This is a genomic window from Curtobacterium sp. PhB136 (assembly GCF_004346855.1).
GTDB lineage: Bacteria > Actinomycetota > Actinomycetes > Actinomycetales > Microbacteriaceae > Curtobacterium.
Genome location: NZ_SMGH01000008.1, coordinates 211,185 through 237,710 on the forward strand (window position 1 = coordinate 211,185; position 26,526 = coordinate 237,710).

Genomic DNA, 26,526 nt, shown 5'->3' on the forward strand with positions numbered 1-26,526 from the left:
GCGGGACAGCGCATCGGGCGGCGCGAAGCGGGGTCAGACGATCGGGATCGGGGACGTGATCGGGCCGGTCGTGGGGTGCGGGGACGACACGCGCGCACGGCGGGTCGAACGGCGCTCGACGCCGTAGCTGATCGCGGTCATGCCGACGCCGAGCAGCGCCAGGACGATGCCGAGCCACCCCGGTGCGACGAAGCCGAACCCGGCGGCGATGACCGCGCCACCGAGCGCTGCGCCGAGCGAGTTCCCGATGTTGAACGCCGAGTGGTTGAGCGCTGCCGCGATGGTCCGTGCGTCGCCGGCGACGTCCATCAGCCGGGACTGCACCGCGGGCGGGATCGCGGACGAGGTCGCACCGAGCAGGAACGCCCCGACGAAGATGCCGACCGTGAACTGCGCGGTCAGCACGGTCACGAGCAACGCCCCGATGAGCGCGAACATCCCGAAGTAGATGGTGCGCTTGACGCTGTGGTCCGCCAGGTGCCCGCCGAGGACACCGCCGACGACCATGCCGAGCCCGACGACGACGAGGACGAGCGGCACCGCGCCCTCCGACAACCCGGTGACGTTCTGCACGAGCGGCGAGATGTACGAGTACACGGCGAAGAACCCGCCGAACCCGACGGCGCCGAGGCCCATCACGAGCCACACCTGCGGGACGCGGAAGGCCCGGAGCTCGCGGCCGATGGACGCCGACTCGTCACGGGCGCTGCGCGGCACGAACGCCGCGACGGCGAGGAAGGTCGCCGCGAACAGCACCGAGACCACGCCGTACGCCACACGCCAGCCGGCGTTCTGCCCGATCCAGGTGATCGCGGGGACACCCACGACGTTCGCGATCGACAGCCCGAGCAGCACCATCGCGATGCCCTTGCCGCGCTTGCCAGGACCCATGATGTCGCCGGCCACGATCGACGCGATCCCGAAGTACGCACCGTGCGGCAGCCCGGCGACGAAGCGTGCGACCAGGACGAGCCCGAAGGACGGCAGGATCGCGCTGGCAATCGTGGCGACCACGAAGCCGATGAGCAGCACGAGCAGGAGGCCCTTGCGCGGGAACTTCGCCGACATCGCGGCGATGGTCGGCGCACCGACGACGACCCCGAGGGCGTAGGCGCTCACCAGCCAGCCGGCGTGCGCGACCCCGGCGTCCGGGTCGGCGGCGTACTGCGTCGGCAGGAGTGCTGCGGCGATGTTCGGCAACAGCCCCATCGCCACGAACTCCGTGGAACCGATGGCGAAGCCACCGAGGGCGAGCGCGATGAGCGCGAGTGCGCGGCGCGCGGGCGTGAGCTGTGACATGGTGCCTGGTCTTCGAACGGGAGGGCGGGTCTGGACCCAGCCGTGGCTGGAGGTGCGGCGTGCTGCGGGGCCGCGCCGGGCCTCCAGGCTGGGGACCGCGTCATCGCGACCGGCGTGCAGCCGGTCCGCTCGACGGTGAACGGAAGCAACCGGCCGGAGCCGGTCGGGGACCAGCCGGAGCCGGTCGGTGACCAGCCGGAGCCGGTCGGGGCCAGACCGCGGCAACGGTCCGGTCGGATCAGTGTAGACCGCTCCAAACACCCACGGAAGACACCGACACGAAACGATTCGAGCGGGCGGGCGTCCTGCAGGTCAGGCCGCGCGGCGCTCCAGTTCGCGCTCGACGACGGTCGGGGCCGTTGCGTCGTCACGGTGCACCCAGCCCGCTCCGCACTCGACGCAGGTCGCCCAGGCGTGCTCGCCGTGCGCGTCGGTGTCGATGACGACCGTCCGCGCATCGCAGTCCTCGCACCAACCGTCGTGCATCGTCAGGTCCGCCATGATCGCGATCTCCTCGTCGTCATCGGGCCACCGGGTGCGGCTCGATGAACCCCATGAGACACCCGACCACCGACATCCGCGGGAGGCCTCCGGCGTGTCGGCGACCCGCCGGAGGACACCCCCGATTCACACCGCGAGCGACGCGTTCTCCTGCTGGACGGTCGCCAGGAAGTCGTTCACCTCGGCGGGCAGGTGGTCGGCCGGCTGCCACGGTGTCGGGACCTGGAGGCGGATGAGCTGCCCGGCGGTCGGGCGGGTCGTGGCGCCGCTCCGGACGAGCTGCTCGAGCCGGTCGGCGTACCCCTGGAAGGACTCGGACTCGTGCCAGCCGTACCAGGCGCCGGTGGTCAGCAGCGGGTCGAAGCCCCACCGCTCGGTGCGCGCCGCCGACTCGTCCGCGAGTCGACGGTCGTTCCGCGCGGCGCGCATCCGGACACGACGCAGCACCGTGAAGAGCACGCCGAGGCCGGCGAGGAGGACGAGCCACACGATCGGGCCGACGAACGGGTTCCCGGGCCTGATCGCCTCGCACTCGGCACGCGTGAGGATCTCGCTGACGTTGCCGAGGCAGTCCTGGTACGCCTGCTGCCCGTTCGAGAACGCCGACGTCAGCGCCGCCAGCCCGAGTCCGACGAGCGGGAACACGAGCAGGACGAACGCGACGATCGACAGCACCTTCAGCGGGGTCTGGCGGAGCCTCGCGGGCTGCCCCGCGACACGACGCTGTTCGTCGACCGGGGTCGCCGCACGGGCGCGCCCGATGGCACCGGCCCAGGCGGACTGCCACGACCGGTCCCGGTCACGGAGGAACGGGATGAGTGCGGCCGCGCGCTGCTGCCAGTCCACGAAGGCCGCACCTTCGGGCGTCTGCCGCCACATCGAGAACTCGTGACGGGCGGTCTGCTCCGCCATGGCCTGCTGCAGCGCGTTCTGCTCCTGCTGGAGTGCGATCTGCTCCTGGGCGCTCCGTGCGGCCTTCGCCGCGTTGAGCGCGGTGAGCCCGTTGAACACCATGCTCGCCCCGCTGGCGAACTCGATGCTCTTGAGTGACTTCGCGGACGCTGCCTGGTCGGCCCGGATGGCCCCCATGTCCTTGCTGAACTCGTAGTTGCCGTACGGCATGTGGTGCTCCCCCTGATGACGCCACGGATGTGGACGTCCTCACGCTAGGAGAGCATCTCTCACGCAGCCAACTCCCAGTCGACCCCAGATCGGGGCACAGGGTCCCGGGCGTGCACGCCTCGGGGCTCAGGCGTCGAGCGCCGCTTCGAGCCGCTCGATCTTGCCGTCCAGCTCACCGGTGTGTCCGGGTCGGATGTCGGCCTTGAGCACGAGCGAGACGCGGGTCCCGAAGGGCAGGACGGCGTCGGTCGCGGCCTTCACCACGGCCATGCACTCGTCCCACGAGCCCTCGATCTCGGTGAACATCGAGGAGGTGCGGTTCGGCAGCCCGGACTCCCGCACGACCCGCACTGCGGCGGCGACCGCATCGTGGACGGAGCCGTCGGAGGACGCGGACGGGCCGCCGGACGGAGCGATGGAGAACGCGACGATCATGCGTCCATCCTGCCCTCGGCGACCGTCGGCCGCCCGTCCGAGTCGCGGGATCGCTTCGCGAGGAGCCCCAGCCGCACCACGAGCACCACCGCCCAGACCAGGATCACGACCTCGAGCACGTTCCGCACGGTGAGCACCACGAGGATCCACGGCTGCACGGTGAGCACCTGGTCGTAGTACGCGGGATAGATCAGCTGCGTCAGGAACGCCATCGGCAGCGCGAGCACAGCCACGGGCAGGAAGCGACGCGCACTGCCCCGCCCGGCGACGAGCCCCCACACGATCGGCACCGCGAACCACCCGATGTACTGCGGCGACCCCACCTTGTTCGTGGCGACGAGCGCCGCGACGAGCAGCAGCGCGAGCACCGGGGCGACCTCGGCGCGCTTGGCGCCACGCGCGACCGCCCAGACCGCCAGCCCGAACCCGGCCAGCACGACGAGCGCCATCAGCGGCGTCGACACGGCCGCGGCGAGGTGGGTCCCCGTGCCGGACACCTCGAACGTCAGGATCTCGGTGTCGTAGAACACCGCGGCGCCGGGCACGTGCGCGGCGGCCACCCACATGAACGGCGTCGCGAGGGGCGCCTCGATCTGGAGCGCACGGCCGGACTGCTGCCCGACGAACGAGAGCAGGTGCGCGGCGCCGCCGAACAGCACGTCGACGAGCACGACGAGTGCGGTGACGGTGAGCGCACCCGTGAGCACACCCCGCCGGTGTCCGCGCCGCAGGACGAGGAGCACCCCGACGAGCGCGGCCGGCCAGACCTTGATCCACGCCGCGACGGTGAACACGGCCGAGGCGACGGCGGGGCGGGAGGCGACGTACGCCACACCGACGAGCGCCACGGCGGTCGCGACGGTGTCGATCCGCCCGAGGCCGATCGGGCCGAGCGCCAGCAGGAACACCAGCCACCACCAGACGACGCGGACGCCGAGCGCGCGGAACCGCCAGAGGAACCAGCAGGCGACGGCGTCGAGCAGGACCATGAGCAGGAGCCAGCCGGTGCCGATGGCGGCGACGCCACCGAGTGCCGCCGCGGCCATCGGCACGATCGCGACGATCGGGTAGACCCAGTCCGAGTCGATCCCGACCCAGGAGTGCGCGTGCAGCCCGGTCTCGATCCAGCGCCGGTAGGTGATCGTCACGTCACCCAGCGGGAGGTTCGCCGTCACCGACGTCAGCCACCACAGCACCGCGTGCACGATCACGAACGCCACGGCGAAGCAGACGACCTCGAACCAGCGCGACTTCAGCACCGGATGAGCGTAGCGAGCACCGGATGAGCGGAGCGGCGACACCCAGCACTTCCCGAGAGTGACGTGTCACCGTCTCCCCGTGACCACGAACGGGACCCCCGAGCACCCGCGGAGCGGCAACGGGCGCCAGCCGAAGCCCACCCGCCGCCGCCGCACCGCCACCATCTGGATCTCCGTCGCCGCAGCCGTCGTCGTCCTCGGCGTCGCCGGCGTCCTGATCGGCACGAACGTGTACTCGAACGCCGAGAACGCGAAGGCATCGGCCGCACCGAGCGTCGCCGCCAGCCGCGCCCCCTCGACGCTCGATGCGAGCGACCTCGCGGGCACCTGGACCGTGGGCGGGGACTCGGAGGCCGGCTACCGCCTGCACGAGGTGCTGAACGGTTCGGACGTCACGGTCACCGGCCGCACCGACAGCGTGACCGGCACCGCCACGGTGGACGGCTCCTCGATCACCACGGCCGCGATCACGGTGCAGGTCGCCGACATCGCCACCGACTCCGCCCAGCGCGACTCGTACTTCCGCGACTCCGCGCTCGACACCTCGGCGTTCCCCACCGCGACGTTCACGCTCACGGGTCCGATCGCCGACGCGGTCCCCACCGGGTCCGGTACGAAGCAGGTCGAGGCGAGCGGGGACCTGACGCTCCACGGCGTCACGAAGGCGGTCACCGCGAAGCTCGAGGTCGGCCTGAACGGCGACGGCGTGGACATCTCCGGCTCGATCCCGATCACCTTCGCCGACTACGGCGTGCAGGCCCCGAGCCTCGGGTTCGTCAAGGTCGACGACGACGGCACGGTCGAGTTCCTCGTCCACGCGACGCCCGCGGGGTGACGTCCGCCTAGGAACGGTCCCAGGTCTTCACCCAGTCGATCTCGAGGTGCCCTGGCTTCCCCCAGTTGCCGATCTGGAACATGAACCGGTGCGCCGTGGTCGGCACGTGCTGTGTCACCGTGAGGACGATCTGCCCGTCCACGTAGTACCGGACCGCCTCCCCCGGGATCCACTCGGTCGTGTAGGTGTGCCACTGCCGCCACGTCGCGTCCGTGTGCAGCCCGACCGCGCTCCGTTCCTGGCCCTTCACCATCGAGTGACTGAACGCGCCGACGGTCCCCTGGAAGGTGCCCTCGGGGAAGTCGACCTCCCCCTCGGACCAGACGTTCGAGGTCGGCCACAGCAGGAACGCGGCACCGTTGCCGTCGCCACCGGTGGCCCGGGCGCGGACGCTGAAGGTCCCGCCGACGTGTCCCCACGCGCCCGTCGGGGTGCCGAACGTGCCGGCCGCCCCGCGCTTGCCGTCCATCGCGACGTCCATGTAGCCGTCGTGCGCGCTGATGATCTCGTTCGACCAGTACCGGTTGGCCATGCCGTCCGGGTACGGCTGCCAGGACCCCGCGTAGGTGGTGGCGAACTGCCCACCAGCAGCTGCCGGGGTGTCGAAGTCCTCGGAGAAGGTCGGGGCGGCGCCGTTCGCCGGCACGGTGGGCGTCGGGGTCGGCGCGGACACCGACGCCGCGGAGGGCGAGGCGGGGTCGCCCACCCACCCGCGGGCATCGGCCGTGGAGACCGTGCCGAGGGTGACACCGGCGGCGATGACCGCGGCGAACACGAGCAGTGACCTGGAGACCTTCATCGGTCGTCCCGGCGTCGGGTGGGAGCTGCGGTGCTGCCGTCGTCGTCATCGACGTGGCGCACGGCGCGGTGTGCGTCCTGCATGGTCGTGGATCGCTTTCTGGGTCGAGCGGTTCCGGGGACCGGACCGGCCCGTGGTTGCGGTCCGGCGGTGTCCCTCACAGGTCTGTCTACGCGTCCACCGGGTCCACCACGAGGACCCCGCACCCCGCCAGCGGGATCGGTGCGGGCTCCCGCGCCGCATGCGTGATCCCGCGGTCGTTGCGGCTTCCCGCGAGCACGCCCCGCGTCCCCGCGGGTGCGCTGATGCCTTCCGACACCGCAGGAGTCGATCGACCGGCGCGGTGTCGGAACATGCGCACGCACGTGCCGTGGACGCACACCCCACCGGCCTGGAGGCGCAGCACCCGTCCGCCACCGAGCCTCCCGGCCGGCCGTGGTCGCGACCAGTGCACGCGGCGGCCACCGCGCGCCGCTCACGCCCGCCGCGCTCCCGCCGCGCGCCGCGCGCCGCGCCGCACACCGACAACCGTGCTGTCGTACGACAGCGACCCTGTCGCTCCGGCTCGGCAGCGGGCGACCCCGGCGCGCCTCAGGCGGGCGCGTCCCCGGTCACGAGGAGGTCACGGACGACACCGGGCAGCGCCTCGATGAGCGTCGTCATCGTGAACGGCCCACCGCCGGACGCCCGCCGCGCCGCGGTGCCGTGCACGACCGCCGCGGCCGCCGCGAGGTGCGCGAGGTCCGCCGGACCGACCTCCCCGGAGCCCGCCCGGGTGGCCACGAGCGCCCCGAGCACCCCACCGAGGACGTCCCCCGCGCCGGCGGCGGCGAGCCACGGCGTGGCGGAGGACGCGACGAGCCGCACGGACCCGTCCGGGGTGACGACGTGCGTGTCGGAGCCCTTGAGGAGCACGACGCTCCCGGTCTGCTCGGCGGCGCGGAGCGCGGAGCCCCGCGGGTCCTCCTCGACTGCATCACGGGAGACGTGCAGCAGCGCGGCGAGCTCCCCCGCGTGCGGCGTCAGCACCGCGAGCGGTCCGAGGTCGACCAGCGGGATCGCCCCGGCGTCGACGACCACCGGGACGCCGTCCTCGGACGCGTGCTCGAAGGCGGCAGCGGTCGCCGGGTCGAGCGAACCGAGCGAGGACGCCGAGATCCCGGACCCGACCAACCAGGCCTGCACGCGGCCGATGCCGGACACGACCTCGGGACGGCGGGCGAGCACGAAGTCCGTCGCACGGTCGGGTCCGACGTACCGGACCATCCCCACCCCGGTGTGCACGGCCGCGTCGACGCCCATGATCGCCGCACCCGGGTAGGCGGCCGAACCGGTCGCGACGCCGAGCACCCCTCGCCGGTACTTCGTGGACTCCCCGGTCGGCGCGGTCGTCCACGCGGCGGCGTCGGACACGGAGAAGGGCACGAAGTCGTTCATCGACCCCACGTTACGGTGGAGCGCATGAGCCTGTTCCTGCCCGGTCGTGTCGTCGTGTTCGACTACGGCGAGGTGATCAGCCGCACGCCCACCGCCGCGCGGGACGCCCTGCTCGAGGCCACCGGGCTGCCGGAGGACGAGCTCTTCCCCGTCTACCAGGAGCTCCGCCACGACCTGGACCGCGGCGACCTCAGCGTGCTGGAGTACTGGCGCGCGATCGCTGCCCGCACCGGCCGCTCCTGGTCGGTCAGTGAGATCCACCGGCTCTGGGCGATCGACTACACGGGGTGGTTCGAGGTCGACCCCGCGGTGCTCGACCTCGTCGAGGAGCTGCACGACGCCGGCACCCGGCTGGCGCTGCTCTCGAACGCCGGGTTCGACTTCGGGGACCCGTACCGGCGGTCGCCGATGGGGTCGCTGTTCGAGACAGTCGTGGTGAGCGCCGAGGAACACGTGCTGAAGCCCGACCTGTCCATCTACCGCGACACCTGCGAGCGTCTGGGAATCGAGCCGTCGCAGATGGTGTTCGTGGACAACAGGGCCGAGAACGCCGCCGGCGCGGAAGCGATCGGGGCGGTCGGCCACCACTACACGTCACCAGCGCTGCTCCGGGGGTTCCTGGAGGAGCTGTCGGTGACGGCCACCCCGCACGAAGGAGCCACCGCGTGACGCACGCCCTGTTCGAGCCGATCACCATCCGCGACCTGACGGTCCGCAACCGCATCTGGGTCTCCCCGATGTGCCAGTACTCGGTCGAGCAGCAGGACGGCGTCCCGACGCCGTGGCACCTCGTGCACCTCGGCGGGTTCGCAAAGGGCGGCGCCGGCGCGGTCGTCGTCGAGGCCACCGGGGTCGTGCCGGAGGGACGGATCAGCCCGCAGGACCTCGGCCTCTGGAACGACGAGCAGCGCGACGCGTTCCGCCCGATCGTCGACTTCATCCACTCGCAGGGCGCCGCGGCCGGCGTGCAGCTCGCCCACGCGGGCCGTAAGGCCTCGACCTACCGCCCCTGGGAGTCGTCCCACGGCACGGTCCCGGCGTCCGAGGGCGGCTGGACCGCCGTCGGCCCGTCCGCCGAGGCGTTCCCGGGGTACGACGTCCCGCGCGAGCTCTCCACCGAGGACATCCGCCTCGTCGCGGTCGGCTTCGCCGTCGCCGCACGTCGTGCCGTGGAGGCGGGCTTCGACCTCGTCGAGCTGCACGCCGCGCACGGGTACCTCCTGCACCAGTTCCTCTCCCCGCTGAGCAACCACCGCACCGACGAGTTCGGCGGCTCCCTCGAGAACCGGGCCCGCGCGCTGCTCGACGTGGTCGACGCCGTGCGTGCCGAGGTCGGCGAGGGCTTCCCGATCGTCGTCCGCTTCTCCGCGACCGACTGGACCGACGGCGGTCTGACGCTCGACGAGGTCACCGAGGTCGCCCGCTGGGCCGCCGAGCACGGTGCCGACCTCGCCGACGTCTCGACCGGCGGCAACGTCGCGAGTGCGCCGATCCCCGTCGGCCCGGGCTACCAGGTGCCCTTCGCCGCGGAGATCAAGCGGAACGCCGGCATCGGCACGATCGCCGTCGGGATGATCTCCGAGGCGTTCCAGGCCGAGCAGATCGTGGCGACCGGGCAGGCCGACGTGGTGATGGTCGGGCGTGAGTTCCTCCGTGACCCGGGCTTCCCGCTCCGTGCGGCGGTCGAGCTCGGGGTCGAACTCGACTACGAGCCCCAGCAGTACCACCGAGCAAGCGTCACGAAGTAAGGCGGATTCTCGGGTTCCGGCCCGACCTCGTGATTACGATGATGACCACTGTGGACGATCCTCCGAATCCTTCTTCGCCCCACCACTCATCCGGCGCTCACTCAGTGAGCTGCCCTGACTCGTCGTGTGCCCGCAGCGCTGTCCGCTGGCGGAGCACGTCCAGCCCCCGGGGGTGGACCCGATGAGCCCCATCGACATCGTCATGCTCGTCGGTGGCATCCTGCTGACGCTCGGCACCGGCGTCTTCGTCGCGTCGGAGTTCGCACTCGTGAACCTCGACCGCGCCGACGTCGAGGCGCGCCGTGACCGCGGCGAGCCCGGCCTCGCGCCGGTCATCGGTGCGCTCAAGGTCACCTCGACGCACCTGTCCAGCGCACAGCTCGGCATCACGCTGACGACGCTGCTGACCGGCTACCTGCTCGAGCCGTCGATCGCGAAGCTGCTCGAGGCACCGTTCCTGGCGCTGGCGCTCCCCGAGGGGATCGTCGAGACGGTCGGCTCGATCGTGGCGCTCGTCATCGCGACGCTGCTCTCGATGATCCTCGGCGAGCTCGTGCCGAAGAACTTCGCGCTCGCACTGCCGCTGCAGACCGCGAAGCTCGTGGTGCCGCTGCAGATCGCGTTCACGACGGTCTTCAAGCCAGCGGTCGCCGTGCTGAACGGCACCGCGAACGCCGTGCTCCGCGCGATCGGCATCGAGCCGCAGGAGGAGCTCTCCGGTGCGCGCAGCGCCGAGGAGCTCACGTCGCTGCTCCGTCGTTCGGCGTCCGAGGGCTCGCTCGAACAGGACACCGCGACGCTCCTCCAGCGCACGCTGTCCTTCTCCGAGCTCGACGCCAGCGACGTGATGACCCCGCGCCCGCGGTTGTCCACGATCCGGGTCTCGGAGTCCGCCGAGGACGTCATCACCCTCGCCCGCCGGACCGGCTTCAGCCGCTTCCCCGTCATCGAGGAGGACGCGGACGACGTCGTCGGGATCGTGCACGTCAAGCAGGCCGTCGCCGTCCCGCGTGAGAAGCGTCCGGAGGTCCCCGTCGGCGCGCTGATGACCGACGCCGAGCGGGTCCCCGAGACGATGCCCGGTGACACGCTCCTCACCGAGGTGCGCGGCCGCGGCTACCAGATGGTCATCGTCGTCGACGAGTACGGCGGCACCGCCGGGGTCGTCACGCTCGAGGACCTCATCGAGGAGATCGTCGGCGAGGTGTCGGACGAGCACGACCGCGCCCGCATCGACGTCGTCCGTTCCCGCAACTGGCTGACCTTCCCCGGGCTGCTCCGTCCTGACGAGCTCGAGGACCGTGCCGGGGTCAAGGTCCCCGAGGACGGCCCCTACGAGACCGTCGGCGGCTTCATCATGTCGACACTCGGGCGGCTGCCGGTCGTCGGCGACGAGGTCCCGCTCGAGGACGGCGTGTTCCGCGTCGAGCGCCTCGACGGACGGCGGGTCGACCGGGTCCGCTGGACCCCGACCCCCACGGACACCCCGCCCGGCGGCGTGACGATCCCGAACTCGTCCGCGAAGAGCAAGCAGAAGGAGAGCACCCGATGAGCAGCGACTGGTGGGGCATCTTCTGGCTGTTCGTCCTGCTCGCGGGCAACGCCTACTTCGTCGCGGCCGAGTTCGCCGTGATCTCCGCACGCCGCTCCCAGATCGAGCCCCGTGCCGAAGAGGGCTCCCGTGCCGCGCAGATGACCCTGTGGGCGATGGAGCACGCGACCCGGATGCTCGCGACCACCCAGCTCGGCATCACCGTGTGCTCGCTGCTCATCCTCAACGTCTCCGAGCCGGCGATCCACCACCTGCTCGAGGTCCCGCTGCACCTGACCGGGTGGAGCGTCGAGGTGATCGGCATCGTGGCGTTCGTCTTCACGCTGCTGCTCGTCTCGTTCCTGCACGTGGTCTTCGGCGAGATGGTGCCGAAGAACATCTCGTTCTCGATGCCCGACCGTGCGGCACTGCTCCTCGTGCCGACGCTCTGGTACATCGGCCACGGCCTGCACTGGGTCGTCGTCGGCCTCAACGAGATCGCGAACGCCGTGCTCCGGCTGTTCAAGGTGGAGCCGAAGGACGAGGCGGTCAGCGCCTACACCGTCGAGGAGGTGCAGACCATCGTGGAGCAGTCCCGCCGCGAGGGCACGCTGTCCGACGACGGCGGCACGCTCCGGATGGCGTTCGAGTTCACCGAGAAGAAGGTCCGGGACATCGCGGTGCCGATGTCCGAGCTGGTCACGCTCCCCGAGGACGCCACCCCCGCTGACGTCGAACGCGCGGTCGCGCAGCGCGGGTTCTCCCGGTACGTGCTGACCGGCGAGACCGGCGAGCCGACCGGCTACGTGCACGTCAAGGACGTCATCGACCTGCGCCCCGACGAGTTCGACGACCCGGTGCCCCCGAAGCGCATCCGCCAGCTCATCTCGCTGTACACCGAGATGGACCTCGAGGACGCGCTCGCCACGATGCGCGCCGCAGGCCGCCACGTGGCGCGGGCGTTCGACGCGGACGGCCGGACGACGGGCGTCCTGTTCCTCGAGGACATCCTCGAGGAGCTCGTCGGCACCGTCGAGGACGCGACCAGACGCCGGTAGACGCTCCGGACAAGCGGACGGGAGGCTCGGTGCCAGCTGGCACCGGGCCTCCCGTCCGTCACGGGGTCGGGTGTGGTGCCCCTACCAGCTGACCGGGAGCGGCTTGCCCTCTTCGTACCCGGCGGCGGACTGGATGCCGACGAGCGCACGGTCGTGGAACTCCGCGAGGCTCGTCGCGCCCGCGTACGTGGCGGAGCTGCGGACGCCCGTCGTGATCATGTCGAGGAGGTCCTCCACGCTCGGCCGCTCCGGGTCGAGGTAGATCGTCGAGGACGAGATGCCCTCGGCGAAGAGCGCCTTCCGTGCCCGCTCGTACGGGTCGAGGCGCTCGAAGCGTTCGCGCACGGCCTTGGCGGACGCCATACCCCAGCTCTCCTTGTAGGCGGCGCCCTTCGCGTCGCGCCGGAGGACACCGGGCGCTTCGAGCGTGCCGGCGAACCACGAGCCGATCATCACCGCGCTCGCGCCCGCGGCCAGGGCGAGTGCGACGTCACGGGGGTACCGCACGCCGCCGTCGGCCCAGACGTGCGCGCCGAGGGCCTTCGCCGCCGCGGCGGTCTCGAGCACGGCGGAGAACTGCGGACGCCCGACCGCGGTCATCATCCGGGTCGTGCACATGGCACCGGGGCCCACACCGACCTTGATGATCGACGCGCCCGCCTCGACGAGGTGGTGGACGGCGTCCGCGGTGACGACGTTGCCGGCGACCAGCGGGATCCCGAGGTCGAGGGCGGCGACGGTGCGGAGCGCGCGGAGCATCCCTTCCTGGTGGCCGTGGGCGGTGTCGAGCACGAGGACGTCGACGCCGGCAGCGGCGAGGGCCTGCGCCTTGGCCGCGACGTCGCCGTTGATGCCGATTGCGGCGCCGACACGGAGCCGACCGGAGGCGTCCACCGCCGGACGGTAGATGCTCGACCGGATCGCGCTGGTCGGGCTGGTGGTGCCGACGACGTGGCCGTGCCGGGTCACCGGCGCGAAGTCCGCGCCCGCCGCGGTGAGGACGTCGTAGACGTGCCGCGGGGTGCCGGCGTCCTCGGCGTCGATGCCCGTGGAGGCGCCGTGCAGCAGGTCGCGGAGCGTGGCGTCGGGGCCGGCGGTGCCGAGCCGGGTGGCGGGGACGCACCCGAGGTAGTCGCCGTCACCGCCCCGGACCACGACCCCGCGGCCGGCGACGGGCAGGAGCTGCTCGAGGGTCTCCGCGACGGTGGTGTCCGGCCCCATCTCGACGGCGGTGTCGAAGTCGACGGGCTGGTCCTTGACCCAGCGGATCGCGGCGTCGAGGTCCTGCAGGTGCATGTCCTGCGGGAGCACCCCGAGCCCACCCCGTCGGGCGAGGGTGGCCGCGAGCCGGGGGCCCGTGACCGAGTTCATGTTCGCGCTGACGATCGGGATCGTGGCGCCCGAGCCGTCGTTCGCGGCGAGGTCCACGTCGAAGCGGCTCGTCACGGCGGATCGGCTCGGGACGAGGAACACGTCGGAGTACGTCAGGTCGTGCGTCGGCCGGGTCTCGTAGAACCTCATGCGGCCCACCGTACTGCTCGACGACATGCCTCGGGCTGACACCGAACGGACATGTGGAAACGGCTACGCTTGACGTCGTGCGGGGCAGGGTTGCGCCGCACGACACACACGAGTATCAATCGACGGAGAGTGGGCGATCGGCTGTGTCGAGCCATCTGACCGGAACTGACGAGACCGCGGGCGAATTCGGCGCGAACGAGTGGCTCGTGGACGAGCTCTACGAGCAGTTCATCGCCGACAAGGACTCGGTCGACAAGTCCTGGTGGCCGGTCCTCGAGAGCTACCACCAGAGTGCCGCCGGCAAGAGCGCTCCCGCGGACGCGGCCTCGGCGCCTGCCGCTCCGGCACTCGCGCAGGCTGCCTCGGCGCAGGCTGCCCCGGCACAGGCCGCCTCGGCTCCCGCGCAGTCGGACGCCGCCCCCGCCGAGGGCAAGGGCGGCCAGATCCAGGCCCGGACGACGTCGAAGCAGCCGTCGCCGCAGCCGATCCCGGCCGAGGCCAACGACGAGGCCGACGACCACGAGGAAACCCACGAAGACGTGGCGACCCCGCTCCGCGGCATGGCGAAGACGCTGGCCTCGAACATGGACGCCTCGCTCACGGTCCCGACGGCGACCAGCGTCCGGACGATCCCGGCGAAGCTGATGATCGACAACCGGATCGTCGTCAACAACCACCTGCGCCGTGCCCGCGGCGGCAAGATCTCCTTCACGCACCTCATCGGCTGGGCGATGGTCCAGGCGCTCAAGGACTTCCCGAGCCAGAACGTCTTCTACGAGGAGCGCGACGGCAAGCCCTTCGTCGTGCAGCCCGCGCACGTCAACCTCGGCATCGCGATCGACGTCCCGAAGAAGGACGGCACCCGCTCGCTCCTCGTCCCGAGCATCAAGCGCGCGGAGACCCTGACGTTCGGCCAGTTCCTCACCGCCTACGAAGACCTCGTCAAGCGAGCCCGCGACAACAAGCTCACCCCGACGGACTTCCAGGGCACCACGATCTCCCTGACGAACCCGGGCGGCATCGGCACCGTGCACTCGGTCCCCCGCCTCACCAAGGGCCAGGGCGCGATCATCGGCGCCGGCGCGCTCGAGTACCCCGCGCAGTTCCAGGGGTCCGCGCCGAAGACCCTCGTCGAGCTCGGTGTCGGCAAGACCATCACGCTGACGAGCACCTACGACCACCGCGTCATCCAGGGCGCCGGGTCGGGCGAGTACCTGAAGAAGGTGCACGAGCGGCTCATCGGCGAGCACGGCTTCTACGAGGGCATCTTCTCCGCCCTCCGGATCCCGTACAAGCCGATCCAGTGGGCGAACGACATCAACGTCGACCTGGCGCACCGCGTCGGCAAGACGGCCCGCGTGCAGGAGCTCATCAACAGCTTCCGGGTCCGCGGTCACCTGATGGCCGACGTCGACCCGCTCGAGTACCGCCAGCGCACCCACCCCGACCTCGAGATCGAGAGCCACGGGCTGACGTTCTGGGACCTCGACCGCGAGTTCGTCACCGGCGGCCTCGCCGGCACCACGACCGCGCCGCTCCGCGACATCCTCGGAGTCCTCCGGGACGCCTACTGCCGCACCGTCGGCATCGAGTACATGCACATCCAGGACCCGGAACAGCGCCGCTGGGTGCAGTCCCGCATCGAGGTCCCGTACTCGAAGCCCTCGAAGGAAGAGCAGCTCCGCGTCCTCGGCAAGCTCAACGAGGCCGAGGCGTTCGAGACCTTCCTGCAGACGAAGTACGTCGGCCAGAAGCGCTTCTCGCTCGAAGGCGGCGAGTCCACGATCGCGTTCCTCGACACCCTCATCCAGCAGGCAGCCCTCGCCGGGCTCGAAGAGGTCGCGATCGGCATGGCGCACCGCGGTCGTCTCAACGTGCTGACGAACATCGCCGGCAAGACCTACGGCCAGATCTTCCGCGAGTTCGAGGGCACCACGCTCCCCGGCGCCGTGCAGGGCCAGGGCTCCGGCGACGTCAAGTACCACGTCGGCACCGAAGGCGTGTTCCGCGCCTCCGACGGCACGTCGATCCCGATCACGATCGCCGCGAACCCGTCCCACCTCGAAGCGGTGGACGGCGTGCTCGAGGGCATCGTCCGCGCCAAGCAGGACCGGAAGCCCGCCGGCACCTTCGGTGTGCTCCCCGTGCTCGTGCACGGCGACGCGGCGATGGCCGGCCAGGGCGTCGTCGTCGAGACGCTGCAGATGTCCCAGCTCCGCGGGTACCGCACCGGCGGCACCGTGCACCTCGTCATCAACAACCAGGTCGGCTTCACCACCCCGCCGGACTCCGGGCGCACCTCGGTGTACTCGACCGACGTGGCGAAGACGATCCAGGCGCCGATCTTCCACGTGAACGGCGACGACCCCGAAGCCGTGGCTCGTGTCGCGGACCTCGCGTTCGCGTACCGCGACGAGTTCCACCGCGACGTCGTCATCGACCTGGTCTGCTACCGCCGACGCGGCCACAACGAGGGCGACGACCCCTCGATGACGCAGCCGCTGATGTACAACCTGATCGAGGCGAAGCGTTCCGTCCGCACCCTGTTCACCGAGGCGCTCGTCGGCCGCGGCGACATCACGCAAGAGGAGTACGACGAAGCGCACCGCGACTTCCAGGACCGCCTCGAGCGCGCGTTCGCGGAGACGCACGAAGCGCAGACGGGCACCATCCCGGTCATCACGGTCGACGACGACGGCGCCGTGCAGGGGCTCGAACGCCCGACCTCGCAGCGCGACGACTCGGAGAACGACGTCCACGAGACCGCGATCTCGCAGGAACTCGTCGAGCTCATCGGCGACGCGCACGGCAACCCGCCCGCCGGGTTCCAGGTGCACCCGAAGCTGCAGGCCCTGCTGACCAAGCGCACCGACATGACCCGCAAGGGCGGCGTCGACTGGGCGATGGCCGAGCTCATGGCGATCGGCTCGATCCTCACCGAGGGCAAGCCGGTCCGGCTCGCCGGGCAGGACGCCCGCCGCGGCACGTTCGTCCAGCGCCAGGCGGTCTTCCACGACCGCGTGAACGGCCAGGAGTGGCTGCCGCTGTCGAACCTGACCGAGGACCAGGCCCGCTTCTACATCTACGACACGCTGCTCAGCGAGTACGCGGCGATGGCGTTCGAGTACGGCTACTCGGTCGAACGGCCCGAGGCGCTCGTGCTCTGGGAAGCGCAGTTCGGCGACTTCGCCAACGGCGCGCAGACCGTCATCGACGAGTTCATCTCCTCCGCAGAGCAGAAGTGGGGACAGCGCTCCGGCCTCGTCCTGCTCCTGCCGCACGGCTACGAGGGCCAGGGGCCGGACCACTCGTCCGCACGCATCGAGCGCTACCTGCAGCTCTGTGCCGAGGACAACATGGTCGTGGCACGCCCGTCGACGCCGGCGTCGTACTTCCACCTGCTCCGCCGCCAGGCCTGGGAGCGCCCGCAGAAGCCGCTCATCGTGTTCAGCCCGAAGGCGATGCTGCGACTCCGCCAGGCGACGAGCGCGGTGGAGGACTTCACGAGCGGGACCTTCGAAGAGGTCCTCGACGACGCGCACATCACCGACAAGGGTGCCGTGCGCCGCGTGGTCCTGCACTCCGGCAAGGTGCACCACGACCTCCGCGCCGAGCTCGACAAGCGCGGGACGACCGACGTCGCCCTCGTGCGGCTCGAGCAGCTCGCCCCGCTCCCCCTCGAGCGCATCCTCGAGGTCCTCGGCAGCTACCCGAACGCCGACGTCGTGTGGGCGCAGGAAGAGCCGGAGAACCAGGGCGCCTGGCCGTTCGTGTGCATGAACCTCTCGCCGCACCTCGACGGACGCCCGCTCTCGGTCGCGTCGCGCCCGGCCAGTGCGGCACCCGCGACGGGTTCCTCGAAGCGCAGCGCCCACGAGGCGACCGAGGTCATCACGAAGGCCCTCGGGTAGCCCCTCGGCTCGCCGGACACCGGCTTCGCGCCCTCGCGCAGACAACGCGCCCCGTCACAGCGGGGCGCGTTGTGCGTCCGGGGGCGCGTCGTGCGCTCGGATCCGCCGGGAGGCTCGTCACGCCTCCGCCACGCACGTCGCGCGTTCCTTCCCATCTCGGGTGCACTGGGAAGGCGATTCGCGCGTAGCGAGTCGGAAGTTCTCACCTCCTACGCGCGATTCGACTCACCACGCGCGGAACGACCCGCGCGGGTGCGGCGCGCGCGCCGCGCGCGGCGCGCGGCGCGCGCAGCGCGCGCAGCGCGCGCAGCGCGCGCAGCGCGCGCAGCGCGCGGCGCGCGGCGCGCGGCGCGCGCAGCGCGCGCAGCGCGCGCAGCTACACGATGCGCGTGTAGCGCACCCCCGCGTCGTGGTAGCCGCGCTTCTGGTAGAAGCGGTGCGCGCTGTCGGTCGCGGCCGCACTGACGGCGGACAGCTGCCGGGCGCCCTGCGAGACGGCCCACGTCTCGAACGTGCTGATGAGCGCGGAACCGGTGCCGAGCCTCCTGGCCGTGGGGTCGACCACCAGCAGGAGCAGCTGCGCCGTCGGCTCGTCGGACGCGTACGCCCACGTGACCTGCGCTCCCGCGACGGCCACCGCGCGGCCGTCGTCGTCGCGGACCAACCACGTGCGGTGGCCCGCCTCGGCGGTCAGGCGTTCGAGCCGGGCGCGCATCGCGGACTCGTCCGCGGTGTGCCCGAGGGTCCGGACGAGGGCGGCGACGTCGGCGACGTCCGGGTCGGACCAGCTGGTGATCGACTCGACGGAGAAGGTCATGCTGGCGACCCTACCGACGCCACACACCGTGTGACGCCGGGAGCACACCGCACGACGCGTCGCACGGGTGTCAGTGCGTCGCCTGCTCCACGCGGATGCGCGCCAGGATCTCGGTCCGGAGCTGGTCCGGAGCGGTCTCCTTGCACGCGCGCTTCACGGTCTCCATGAGGACGACGTTCACGCGGTGCTCGGTGGTGCAGTCCTCGCAGTCGTCCATGTGCTCGCGGATGTCCGCCGCGTCTTCGCGGCGGAGTTCGTCGTGCAGGAACTCCTCGAGCTCCGCCTTGGCCTTGGAGCAGTCGCAGCCGCTCATCGTTCACCCTTTCGATCCGTGCGGCCCTGAGCCGCGGTGCGGCCCGGGTTCGCGGTGCGACCAGTGGTCGCGGTGTTCCGGCCTCGTCCGCGCATCGTCGCCGTCGACGCTGCGTCCGGGACGATGCCGGTCTCTCGGGCGTGGTCCGCCAGGAGCCCCCGGAGGAGCCGGCGACCACGGTGGAGACGGCTCATGACCGTCCCGACGGGGGTCTTCATGATGTCGGCGATCTCCTGGTAGGAGAAGCCCTCGACATCGGCGAAGTAGACGGCCATCCGGAAGTCCTCCGGGATGGCCTGCAGCGCGTCCTTCACGGCGGAGGACGGCAGGTGGTCGATCGCGTCCGCTTCGGCCGAGCGGGCCGAGATGGACTGCGTGACGCTCTCCGCGCCGCCGAGCTGCCAGTCCTCGAGCTCGTCGATCGTGCCCTGGTACGGGTTCCGCTGGTTCTTGCGGTACGTGTTGATGAACGTGTTCGTGAGGATCCGGTACAGCCACGCCTTGAGGTTCGTGCCCTGGCGGAACTGGCGGAACGCAGCGAAGGCCTTGACGAAGGTCTCCTGAACGAGGTCCGAGGCATCGGCGGGGTTCCGCGTCATGCGCATCGCGGCGCCGTAGAGCTGGTCCATGAACGGCAGCGCCTGGTCTTCGAACAGGCTCCGCAGTTCCGTCGCGGACACGGTCTTCGCGTCGACCACGTCAGCGTCCGACGCTTCGAGCGCCGCCGCTTCCTCGGAGACGGCGTCGAGCTGCTCCTCGGTCTCCTCGACCAGGTCGTGCGGTGTGGCCTGCGGCTCGTCGGTGGTCATCGCGGGCCAGTCTAGGCGGACGCCGCCGAGAGCGACGGCGTGTCCGACGCCCGGTCCAGCGAGCGTGGTCACCGCGGCGGGCAGGTCTGTCCGCGTGGGTGCGAGTGCTGTCGCCAAGGGTCCTCCCGATCGTTTCAGTAGTCTTGTGAACCGATGGCCGAGACACAGCATTCCCAGCGCGCGAACCACGAGCCCGCCCCCTGGATCGCCCCCGTCGCCGCGGGCCCCCTCAGCGGCGACGTCTCGCTGCCCGGCTCGAAGTCGCTGACGAACCGGGAGCTGGTCCTCGCCGCCCTCGCCGACGGCCCCTCGACCATCCGGCTCCCCCTGCACTCCCGCGACTCCGCACTGATGATCGAGGGACTCCGCGCCCTGGGCGTCGGCATCGAGGAACTGCCCGGCGAGAACCCCTACGGCCCCGATCTCCGCATCACCCCCGCCCCGATGCACGGCGACGTGCGCGTCGACTGCGGCCTCGCCGGCACGGTGATGCGCTTCCTGCCGCCGCTCGCCGCCCTGGCCACCGGCCCGGTCGTGTTCGACGGCGACGAGGCCGCGCGCCGCCGTCCGATGCGCCCGGTCATCGACGCCCTCGTCGCCCTCGGCGTCGACGTCACCGACGACGGCGACGGGTCCCTGCCGTTCGCGTTCACCGGCACCGGCTCGGTCCGTGGCGGCGCGCTGACGATCGACGCCTCCGCCTCGTCCCAGTTCGTCTCCGGCCTGCTCCTCTCCGCGCCCCGCTTCGACGAGGGCCTGCACCTGACGCACGCGGGCGAGCGCCTGCCGAGCCTCCCCCACATCGAGATGACCGTCGCCGCCCTCCGCGCCCGCGGCGTCCGCGTCGACGAGCCCGCCGTCGGCGAGTGGGTCGTGCACCCCGGTCCGATCGCCGCCGTCGACGTCACCATCGAACCGGACCTCTCCAACGCGGCTCCCTTCGCGATCGCGGCCCTCGTGGCCGGCGGCACCGTCCGCATCCGCACCTGGCCCACCGCGACGACGCAGGTCGGCGCCGACCTCGAGACGCTCCTGCCCCTGTGGGGGGCGAGCGTGGCCCGTGACGGTGACGACCTGGTGTTCGACGGCGGCGTCGGGATCCGGGGTGGCGCCTCCGTCCCGGGTCTCGAACTCGACCTGACCCGCGGCGGCGAGCTCGCACCCGCCCTCGTCGCGCTCGCGGCGCTGGCCGACGGACCGACCACCGTCACCGGCATCGGGCACCTGCGTGGGCACGAGACGGACCGCTTGGCAGCGCTGGCTGCGGACGTCAACCGGACGGGAGGCACGGTGCAGGAACTCGACGACGGCCTCCTGGTCCAGCCGGCGCGGCTCCACGGCGGCGGCTGGGCCGCGTACGAGGACCACCGGATGGCGACGGCGGGCGCGATCGTCGGGCTCGTCGTGGACGGCATCGCGGTGGACGACATCGGGTCGACGGCGAAGACGCTGCCGCAGTTCCCGGAGCTGTGGGCCGAGCTCGTGGCGACCGGTACCGGGTCTGGTTCCGGCGCTGGCGCTGCTCCTGCTCCTGCGCCTGCTCCTGCTCCTGGTCCTGCTCCTGCTCCCGGGTCGGGGGTCTGACGTGAGCTGGTGGGACGACGTCGACGGCGACGCGGACGAGGACGAGCCGTACGGCCAGTACGACGAGTCGAGCGTCCGGGTCCGGCCGAACCCGAAGGGCAACCGGCCGCGCACCAAGGTCCGTCCGACGTACGACGACGCCCCGACCGGCTGGGTGACGAACGTCGACCGTGGCCGCTTCGGCGTCCTCGTCGGCTCACCCGACGGGGACCGGCTGATCACCGCGACGAAGGCCCGCGAGCTCGGCAAGAAGTCCGTCGTCACCGGGGACAACGTCTTCCTGGCCGGGGACGTCTCCGGCTCCGAGGGGTCCCTGGCCCGCATCGTCCGCGTCGCGGAACGGTCGACCCTGCTCCGCCGGAGCGCCGACGACTCGGACGACGTCGAGCGCGTCATCGTGGCGAACGCGACGCAGATGCTCGTCGTCGTGGCGGCGGCCGACCCGGAGCCGCGGACCCGCCTCATCGACCGGTACCTCGTCGCCGCGTTCGACGCCGGCCTCGACCCGATCCTCTGCATCACCAAGACCGACCTCGCCGACCCGGCACCGTTCCTGGCGCACTTCGCGTGCCTCGATCTGCGGATCGTGACGAGCCGCGCGGACGACGTCCCGTTCGAGGCCATGCACGAGGTCCTCGACGGTCAGGTCACCGTGACCGTGGGGCACTCCGGCGTCGGCAAGTCGACGCTCGTGAACGCGCTCACCGGGTCCACGCGGGCCACTGGCGTCGTGAACTCCGTGACCGGGCGGGGGCGGCACACGTCGTCGTCCTCCATCGCGCTGCAGGTCCGGGACGGCGGCTGGATCATCGACACACCCGGCGTCCGGTCGTTCGGCCTCGGGCACGTCGACCCCGCGAACGTGTTCCGGGCGTTCGCGTCCCACGCGATCCCCGTCGCCGCGCCCGTCGACGGGATCCCGCTGGACCAGGCGCACGACTGGGAGATCGTCGACCGGGTGCAGGCCGGGGAGCTCGGCCCGACGGGCATCGAGCGGCTCGACTCCTTCCGTGCGCTCCTGACGGGCATGGGCGCGCACGACCCGGGCACGGAGTAGCCGCGCGGCGCGCGGCACGCGGCCGCCGGCCGCCGGCCGCCGGCCGCCCGGCCGCCGGCCGCCGCCCGCCCGGTGAGATCGCACTTCGTGTCGCCTCCGCAGCGTGAAGCCGACACGAAGTGCGATCTCAGCGCCCGCCTCGAGGGGCGCCGGCGGGCCCGGCGGGGTCTGGCGGGCCCCGGCGGGGCCCGGCGGGGCCCGGCGGGCGCCGGCGGGACCGGGCGTCGACAAAGTCGTACCGGAGGCGTACCATTGCCCCTCGTGTCTGAAGTTGCAAAGTACAACTTTGCGCCGACCCGCGTCGACGCTCCCGCCTCCATCGACCGCGCCGACGACGCCGCGAACCAGCACCGGGGCCACGCCGCTCCCCGACCGCCGCACCGCGCCCCGAACGTCCTCCGCCCCGTCGGACTCGGCCGCACCCTCCTGACCTTCGCCACGCACATCCTCGTCCCGCTGTTCCTCGCGGCCGGGATGGGCCTGGCCTACCTCGGCGCGTTCCACGCCCCCGCGCCGAAGGACCTCCCCGTCGGCATCGTCGGGCAGAGCGCCGCCACGCAGGTCTTCGCGCAGACGGTCACGGACCAGTCCGACGGTGCCCTCGTCGCCCACGTCGTCGCCAGCGACAGCAAGGCGCAGCAGCAGGTGAAGGACCGCGACCTCGCCGCCGTGTTCTCCACGTCGGCGTCCGGTGCCACGCTCTACGTCTCCTCGGCGGCCAGTGAGACCACCGCCACCGCGGCGCAGAAGATCTTCATGCCGATCGCCTACGACCAGCACCTGCCCTTCCACGTGGTGGACGTCGTGCCCTCGGGTGACCAGGACAGCACCAGCCAGGGACTCTTCTTCCTGCTCGTCGCCCTGAGCGTCGGCGGGTACGCCTCGGCCATCGCGGTCGCCGCGTTCGCCACGAAGCTCCGGACGGTGTGGACGGCGGCCATCGGCCTCGCGACCGCCGGTGTCGTCGCCGGGATGGGGATCGTCATCGCCGGACCGATCTACGGCGTCATCACGACGCACCAGTGGCAGATCTTCCTGTTCGCGTGGATGTACGACGCGATCATCATCGGTCTCGGGATCGGTCTGCACCCGATCCTCGGGCGGTGGACCACGCCGGTGCTCACGATGCTGTTCGTGATGCTCAACTTCACGTCCTCCGGCGGGATCTTCCAGCCGGCGTTCCAGCCCGGGTTCTTCGCGGCGCTCAACACCTTCTGGAGCGGAGCCGCCTGGCTGCAGGCCGCGCAGGACCTGCAGTACTTCCCCGGTGCGTCGCTCGGCCGGAGTTCCCTCGTGCTCACGCTGTGGCTCGTCGGCGCGGTGCTGCTCTGCGTCGTCGTGCACGGCCTCGTCGCCCGCCGCACCCGCATCGCCCGGGAGCGCGAGGTCAGCCGCCTCGAGGAGGAAGAGGTCGTCGCGGCGTAGCGCCGCTACGCTCGACCCGTGGACCTCAGCGCCGACCTGGACTTCGCCCGCTCCCTCGCCGACACCGCCGACGCGATCAGCCTGGAGCGCTTCCGCGCCGCTGACCTGCACGTGTCGAAGAAGGCCGACAGCACCCACGTCACGGACGCGGACCAGGCCGTCGAGCGGGTCCTCCGGGAGCGCATCGCGGCCGAACGCCCGGACGACGCGTTCCTCGGCGAGGAGACCACCGCGGACTCCGGCGCCGACGCCACCAGCGAAGGCCACCGCCAGTGGGTCGTGGACCCGATCGACGGCACCGCGAACTACCTCCGCGGTGTGCCGGTCTGGGCGACGCTGATCTCCCTCGCGGTCGACGGCCGCCCGGTGCTCGGCGTCGTGAGCGCCCCCGCCCTCGGCAAGCGCTGGTGGGCGGCCGAGGGGCTCGGCGCGCACTCCTTCGACGGGGAGCTGCACGTCTCCGGGGTCGCCGAGCTCCAGGACGCGAGCCTCAGCTACAACAGCATCCAGCAGTGGGACGAGGACGACCGCCTGCAGCCGCTGATCGACCTGTCCCGCAAGGTCTGGCGCACCCGGGCGTACGGGGACATGTGGTCGTACATGATGGTGGCCGAGGGCATCCTCGACATCGCCGGCGAACCGGACCTCAAGCCGTGGGACATGGCGGCACTCGTCCCCATCGTGGAGGAGGCCGGCGGCCGCTTCACCTCGCTCGACGGCGACCCGGGCCCCTGGCACGGCAGCGCGCTGGCGACGAACGGCCTCGTCCACGACGCCGTCGTCGAGGTCATCCGCCGCTGACCCCGCTCGTCGCGCTCGCGGCGGGCGACACGGTCGTCGTCGTACGACAGCGACGTCGTCGCAACCGCGCGCCCGCAACAGTTGCAGGCGCGTGGCGACGACAGGGCGGCTGTCGTACGACAGCAACGTCGTCGTTCTGCGTCGTGAGCGCCCGACCGTGCCGCGTCGGGAGCGCCCGACCGTGCCGCGTCGTGAGCGCCCGACCGTGCCGCGTCGGGAGCGCCCGGCCGTGCCGCGTCGGGAGCGCCCGGCCGTTCCGCGTCGGGAGCGCCGGGCCGCGTCCGCAGCACCCCGCCCTCGACCCGACGGGAGGCCCGGCCCGCGTCAGGCGCGCGCCTCGCCTCCGGCGGACCCCGCGTCCACGGCCTCGCGCCGTGATGCGCGCACCCGCACCACCAGGTCCCCCACCGCGAGCACCAGCGCGAGCGCGATCAACGACACCGTGAACGTCGTGCCGCTCCGGAACGCCTCGTGGTACGCGTCCAACCGCGCAGCAGACCCGACGGACCCCACGGAACCGGACCCCGACCCGGACGCCGCCGTCGACCCGCGCACGATCCCGTAGAAGATGCTCGTCGCCACCGCCGTCCCGATCGCGGTGCCGACCCGCTGCCCGAGCTGCTGCATCGACCCGGCGACGCCGGACTGCTCCACCGGGATCTCCGCGAGCGTCAGCGTCTGGTTCGGCGACACCACGAACCCGCCGCCGAGCCCGCCGACCAGGAACGCGCCCGCCATCGCCCACGGGGTGACGTCCGGCGTGGTCAGGGTCGCGGCGAGCATGAGCAGCACGAAGCCGACGACCACCATGAACAGCCCGAACACGACGAGGGCCCGCCCGACGCGGTTCACGATCCGCCCGCCGACGTAGGCCCCGACGGCACTCGTCGCCGCGAACGGGATGCTCACCATGCCGGCGAAGAGCGGCGCGAGCCCGAGGCCCTCCTGCAGGTACAGGGTGACCATGAGGAACGAGGCCGGCAGCGCCGCGAAGTAGACCGCGACGATCGCGAGCCCGTTCCGGTAGGACGACAGCCGGAACAGCTCGAAGTGCACCACCGGCGACTTCCCGTGCCGCTTGTACCGCATCTCCCACAGCACGAAGAGCACCAGGAACACCGCGAAGGCGACGAGCCACAGCCACCGGGCGCCGGAGTCCCCCGCACCGGTGGTGAGCACGAACGGCAGCATCAGGGTGACGATCGCGGCGCCGAGCAGCAGGATGCCGACGATGTCGAGCTCGCGGTCGGCCGCGCGGCGCTGCGATCCCTTCGGCAGGAGTTTCAGCGCGAACAGCAGCGCCGCGATGCCGAGGGGCACGTTCATCCAGAACAGCAGCCGCCACCCGTCCTGCTCGCCGCCGATCGCGATGAGCCCGCCGCCGATCGTCGGACCCAGCGCGGTGGAGATGCCGATCATCGCGCCGAACAGCCCGAAGGCACGACCGCGCTCGGCACCGCGGAACAGCTGCTGGACGAGCCCGATCACCTGCGGCATCTGGGTGCCGGCGGCGAACCCCTGCAGGATCCGCGTGACCATGAGCACCTCGATGGTCGGGGCGATCGCACAGAGCAGGCTCGCAGTGGTGAAGGCGACGAGCCCGGTGATGAACAGGGCACGCCGGCTCTTCAGGTCCCCCAGCCGCCCGGCGGGCACGAGTGCGAGCCCGAACGCCAGGGCGTACCCCGCGACGATGAGCTGCAGGGACGAGCTCGTCGCGTCGAGGGAGCGTTCGATCGACGGCAGGCCGACGTTGACCTTCGAGAGGTCGAGGATCGTCAGGGCGGCGACCGCCACGCAGACCCCGAAGGCCCGCCAGCGCGTCCGGTCGTCGGGGAGGTCGTCGGTCACCCCACCGGTTCTACCCGGACCACGCCGGGCGCGGCCGAGCAGCAGGGGACACGGGTGTACCCCGTTTCCGTACCACGAAGTACTCGCCAACACCAATCGTGACCCCCCGCGCGGGGGGTCACACCCCCCGTACTGGGGTGATGAAGCGTCACATCCGATTGCGCGGACTGGCTCATCCGACCCGCGCCTGGGTTATCGTCGCTGTCAGACGGCAGGTCAGGTGGCGTCTCGGGATCCCTAGTCCCGATGCAGATCCGGCCGGTCGTGTTCGTCGAAACCCTAACCCGAGGGGTGATACAGACGATGACATCATCGTTCCCGAGCGAGATCGAGTGCACCCTCACTCGACCGCATTCCAACCACGAATCCTCCGGCGCTCCCCTGATGAGCGCTTCACGATCGATCAGTCGTGC

General features: G+C 71.7%; 22 protein-coding genes. 10 read left to right on the plus strand and 12 right to left on the minus strand.

Annotated features, from left to right (window positions below; genetic code table 11):
• Positions 1 to 33: 33 nt before the first annotated feature.
• The 5 genes from EDF27_RS14915 to EDF27_RS14935 all read right to left on the minus strand — a co-directional run bounded on the left by EDF27_RS14915 (position 34) and on the right by EDF27_RS14935 (position 4,616).
• On the minus strand, positions 34 to 1,299 hold the full coding sequence (locus EDF27_RS14915) for an MFS transporter (RefSeq protein WP_123653659.1): 1,266 nt from the start codon (positions 1,297 to 1,299) through the stop codon (positions 34 to 36).
• A gap of 312 nt (positions 1,300 to 1,611) precedes the next feature.
• Positions 1,612 to 1,800 carry a hypothetical protein gene (locus tag EDF27_RS14920; protein WP_132049650.1) on the minus strand — a complete coding sequence of 63 codons (189 nt, stop codon included), beginning with the start codon at positions 1,798 to 1,800 and terminating at the stop codon, positions 1,612 to 1,614.
• 126 nt (positions 1,801 to 1,926) lie between these two features.
• Positions 1,927 to 2,922 (minus strand): hypothetical protein, encoded by a 996-nt coding sequence (locus EDF27_RS14925; RefSeq protein ID WP_132049653.1) that lies wholly within the window; start codon positions 2,920 to 2,922, stop codon positions 1,927 to 1,929.
• 126 nt (positions 2,923 to 3,048) lie between these two features.
• The gene (locus EDF27_RS14930; protein ID WP_123653662.1) at positions 3,049 to 3,357 is read right to left on the minus strand and encodes a thiamine-binding protein; all 309 of its coding nucleotides are present in this window, start codon (positions 3,355 to 3,357) and stop codon (positions 3,049 to 3,051) included.
• Complete coding sequence (locus EDF27_RS14935; RefSeq protein WP_132049655.1) at positions 3,354 to 4,616, minus strand: glycosyltransferase 87 family protein; 1,263 nt, start codon at positions 4,614 to 4,616, stop codon at positions 3,354 to 3,356. The genes EDF27_RS14930 and EDF27_RS14935 overlap by 4 nt, the downstream gene beginning before the upstream one ends.
• A 79-nt stretch (positions 4,617 to 4,695) precedes the next feature.
• On the opposite strand from EDF27_RS14935, the gene EDF27_RS14940 reads away from it, so the two are divergent.
• Positions 4,696 to 5,451, plus strand: a complete 756-nt coding sequence (locus tag EDF27_RS14940) for a YceI family protein (RefSeq protein ID WP_132049657.1) — start codon at positions 4,696 to 4,698, stop codon at positions 5,449 to 5,451.
• A 7-nt stretch (positions 5,452 to 5,458) separates the two neighbouring features.
• On the opposite strand, the gene EDF27_RS14945 is transcribed toward EDF27_RS14940, so the two are convergent.
• Together EDF27_RS14945 and EDF27_RS14950 are read right to left on the minus strand one after the other, a co-directional pair.
• Complete coding sequence (locus EDF27_RS14945) at positions 5,459 to 6,250, minus strand: glycoside hydrolase family 16 protein (RefSeq protein WP_132049659.1); 792 nt, start codon at positions 6,248 to 6,250, stop codon at positions 5,459 to 5,461.
• 591 nt (positions 6,251 to 6,841) lie between these two features.
• The gene (locus tag EDF27_RS14950) at positions 6,842 to 7,687 is read right to left on the minus strand and encodes an ADP/ATP-dependent (S)-NAD(P)H-hydrate dehydratase (protein WP_123653666.1); all 846 of its coding nucleotides are present in this window, start codon (positions 7,685 to 7,687) and stop codon (positions 6,842 to 6,844) included.
• A 24-nt stretch (positions 7,688 to 7,711) separates the two neighbouring features.
• Here EDF27_RS14950 and EDF27_RS14955 point away from each other — a divergent pair, with 24 nt between their 5' ends.
• The 4 genes from EDF27_RS14955 to EDF27_RS14970 all read left to right on the plus strand — a co-directional run bounded on the left by EDF27_RS14955 (position 7,712) and on the right by EDF27_RS14970 (position 12,024).
• On the plus strand, positions 7,712 to 8,356 hold the full coding sequence (locus EDF27_RS14955) for an HAD family phosphatase (protein ID WP_123653667.1): 645 nt from the start codon (positions 7,712 to 7,714) through the stop codon (positions 8,354 to 8,356).
• On the plus strand, positions 8,353 to 9,435 hold the full coding sequence (locus tag EDF27_RS14960) for an NADH:flavin oxidoreductase/NADH oxidase (protein ID WP_123653668.1): 1,083 nt from the start codon (positions 8,353 to 8,355) through the stop codon (positions 9,433 to 9,435). Before EDF27_RS14955 ends, EDF27_RS14960 begins: the two co-directional genes overlap by 4 nt.
• A 181-nt stretch (positions 9,436 to 9,616) precedes the next feature.
• Positions 9,617 to 10,987, plus strand: coding sequence for a hemolysin family protein (locus EDF27_RS14965; protein ID WP_243698376.1), 1,371 nt, complete (start codon positions 9,617 to 9,619; stop codon positions 10,985 to 10,987).
• Positions 10,984 to 12,024: a hemolysin family protein gene (locus EDF27_RS14970; protein WP_123653669.1), complete on the plus strand. Its 1,041-nt coding sequence runs from the start codon at positions 10,984 to 10,986 to the stop codon at positions 12,022 to 12,024. Before EDF27_RS14965 ends, EDF27_RS14970 begins: the two co-directional genes overlap by 4 nt.
• Positions 12,025 to 12,105: 81 nt before the next feature.
• Here the strand turns inward: EDF27_RS14970 and EDF27_RS14975 are convergent, their stop codons facing one another.
• Complete coding sequence (locus tag EDF27_RS14975; protein WP_123653670.1) at positions 12,106 to 13,545, minus strand: GuaB1 family IMP dehydrogenase-related protein; 1,440 nt, start codon at positions 13,543 to 13,545, stop codon at positions 12,106 to 12,108.
• A gap of 143 nt (positions 13,546 to 13,688) precedes the next feature.
• Here EDF27_RS14975 and EDF27_RS14980 point away from each other — a divergent pair, with 143 nt between their 5' ends.
• Positions 13,689 to 17,456: a multifunctional oxoglutarate decarboxylase/oxoglutarate dehydrogenase thiamine pyrophosphate-binding subunit/dihydrolipoyllysine-residue succinyltransferase subunit gene (locus tag EDF27_RS14980; protein WP_207909641.1), complete on the plus strand. Its 3,768-nt coding sequence runs from the start codon at positions 13,689 to 13,691 to the stop codon at positions 17,454 to 17,456.
• A gap of 376 nt (positions 17,457 to 17,832) precedes the next feature.
• On the opposite strand, the gene EDF27_RS14990 is transcribed toward EDF27_RS14980, so the two are convergent.
• The 3 genes from EDF27_RS14990 to EDF27_RS15000 form a co-directional block, all read right to left on the minus strand.
• Positions 17,833 to 18,273, minus strand: a complete 441-nt coding sequence (locus EDF27_RS14990; RefSeq protein ID WP_123653671.1) for a GNAT family N-acetyltransferase — start codon at positions 18,271 to 18,273, stop codon at positions 17,833 to 17,835.
• 70 nt (positions 18,274 to 18,343) lie between these two features.
• Positions 18,344 to 18,586, minus strand: a complete 243-nt coding sequence (locus EDF27_RS14995; RefSeq protein WP_123653672.1) for a zf-HC2 domain-containing protein — start codon at positions 18,584 to 18,586, stop codon at positions 18,344 to 18,346.
• Positions 18,583 to 19,395 carry a sigma-70 family RNA polymerase sigma factor gene (locus EDF27_RS15000; protein WP_123653673.1) on the minus strand — a complete coding sequence of 271 codons (813 nt, stop codon included), beginning with the start codon at positions 19,393 to 19,395 and terminating at the stop codon, positions 18,583 to 18,585. The genes EDF27_RS14995 and EDF27_RS15000 overlap by 4 nt, the downstream gene beginning before the upstream one ends.
• Positions 19,396 to 19,548: 153 nt before the next feature.
• Here EDF27_RS15000 and aroA point away from each other — a divergent pair, with 153 nt between their 5' ends.
• The 4 genes from aroA to EDF27_RS15020 all read left to right on the plus strand — a co-directional run bounded on the left by aroA (position 19,549) and on the right by EDF27_RS15020 (position 24,262).
• Positions 19,549 to 20,979: a 3-phosphoshikimate 1-carboxyvinyltransferase gene (gene aroA, locus EDF27_RS15005; RefSeq protein WP_132049663.1), complete on the plus strand. Its 1,431-nt coding sequence runs from the start codon at positions 19,549 to 19,551 to the stop codon at positions 20,977 to 20,979.
• 1 nt (position 20,980) lies between these two features.
• A complete protein-coding gene (gene rsgA / locus EDF27_RS15010; RefSeq protein ID WP_132049665.1) occupies positions 20,981 to 22,036 on the plus strand; it encodes a ribosome small subunit-dependent GTPase A in 1,056 nt (351 codons plus the stop codon).
• A 261-nt stretch (positions 22,037 to 22,297) separates the two neighbouring features.
• Positions 22,298 to 23,461 (plus strand): hypothetical protein, encoded by a 1,164-nt coding sequence (locus tag EDF27_RS15015; protein WP_132049667.1) that lies wholly within the window; start codon positions 22,298 to 22,300, stop codon positions 23,459 to 23,461.
• Positions 23,462 to 23,479: 18 nt separating this feature from the next.
• Complete coding sequence (locus EDF27_RS15020; RefSeq protein WP_132049669.1) at positions 23,480 to 24,262, plus strand: inositol monophosphatase family protein; 783 nt, start codon at positions 23,480 to 23,482, stop codon at positions 24,260 to 24,262.
• 324 nt (positions 24,263 to 24,586) lie between these two features.
• Here the strand turns inward: EDF27_RS15020 and EDF27_RS15025 are convergent, their stop codons facing one another.
• On the minus strand, positions 24,587 to 26,113 hold the full coding sequence (locus tag EDF27_RS15025) for an MFS transporter (RefSeq protein ID WP_207909642.1): 1,527 nt from the start codon (positions 26,111 to 26,113) through the stop codon (positions 24,587 to 24,589).
• Positions 26,114 to 26,526 lie beyond the last annotated feature (413 nt).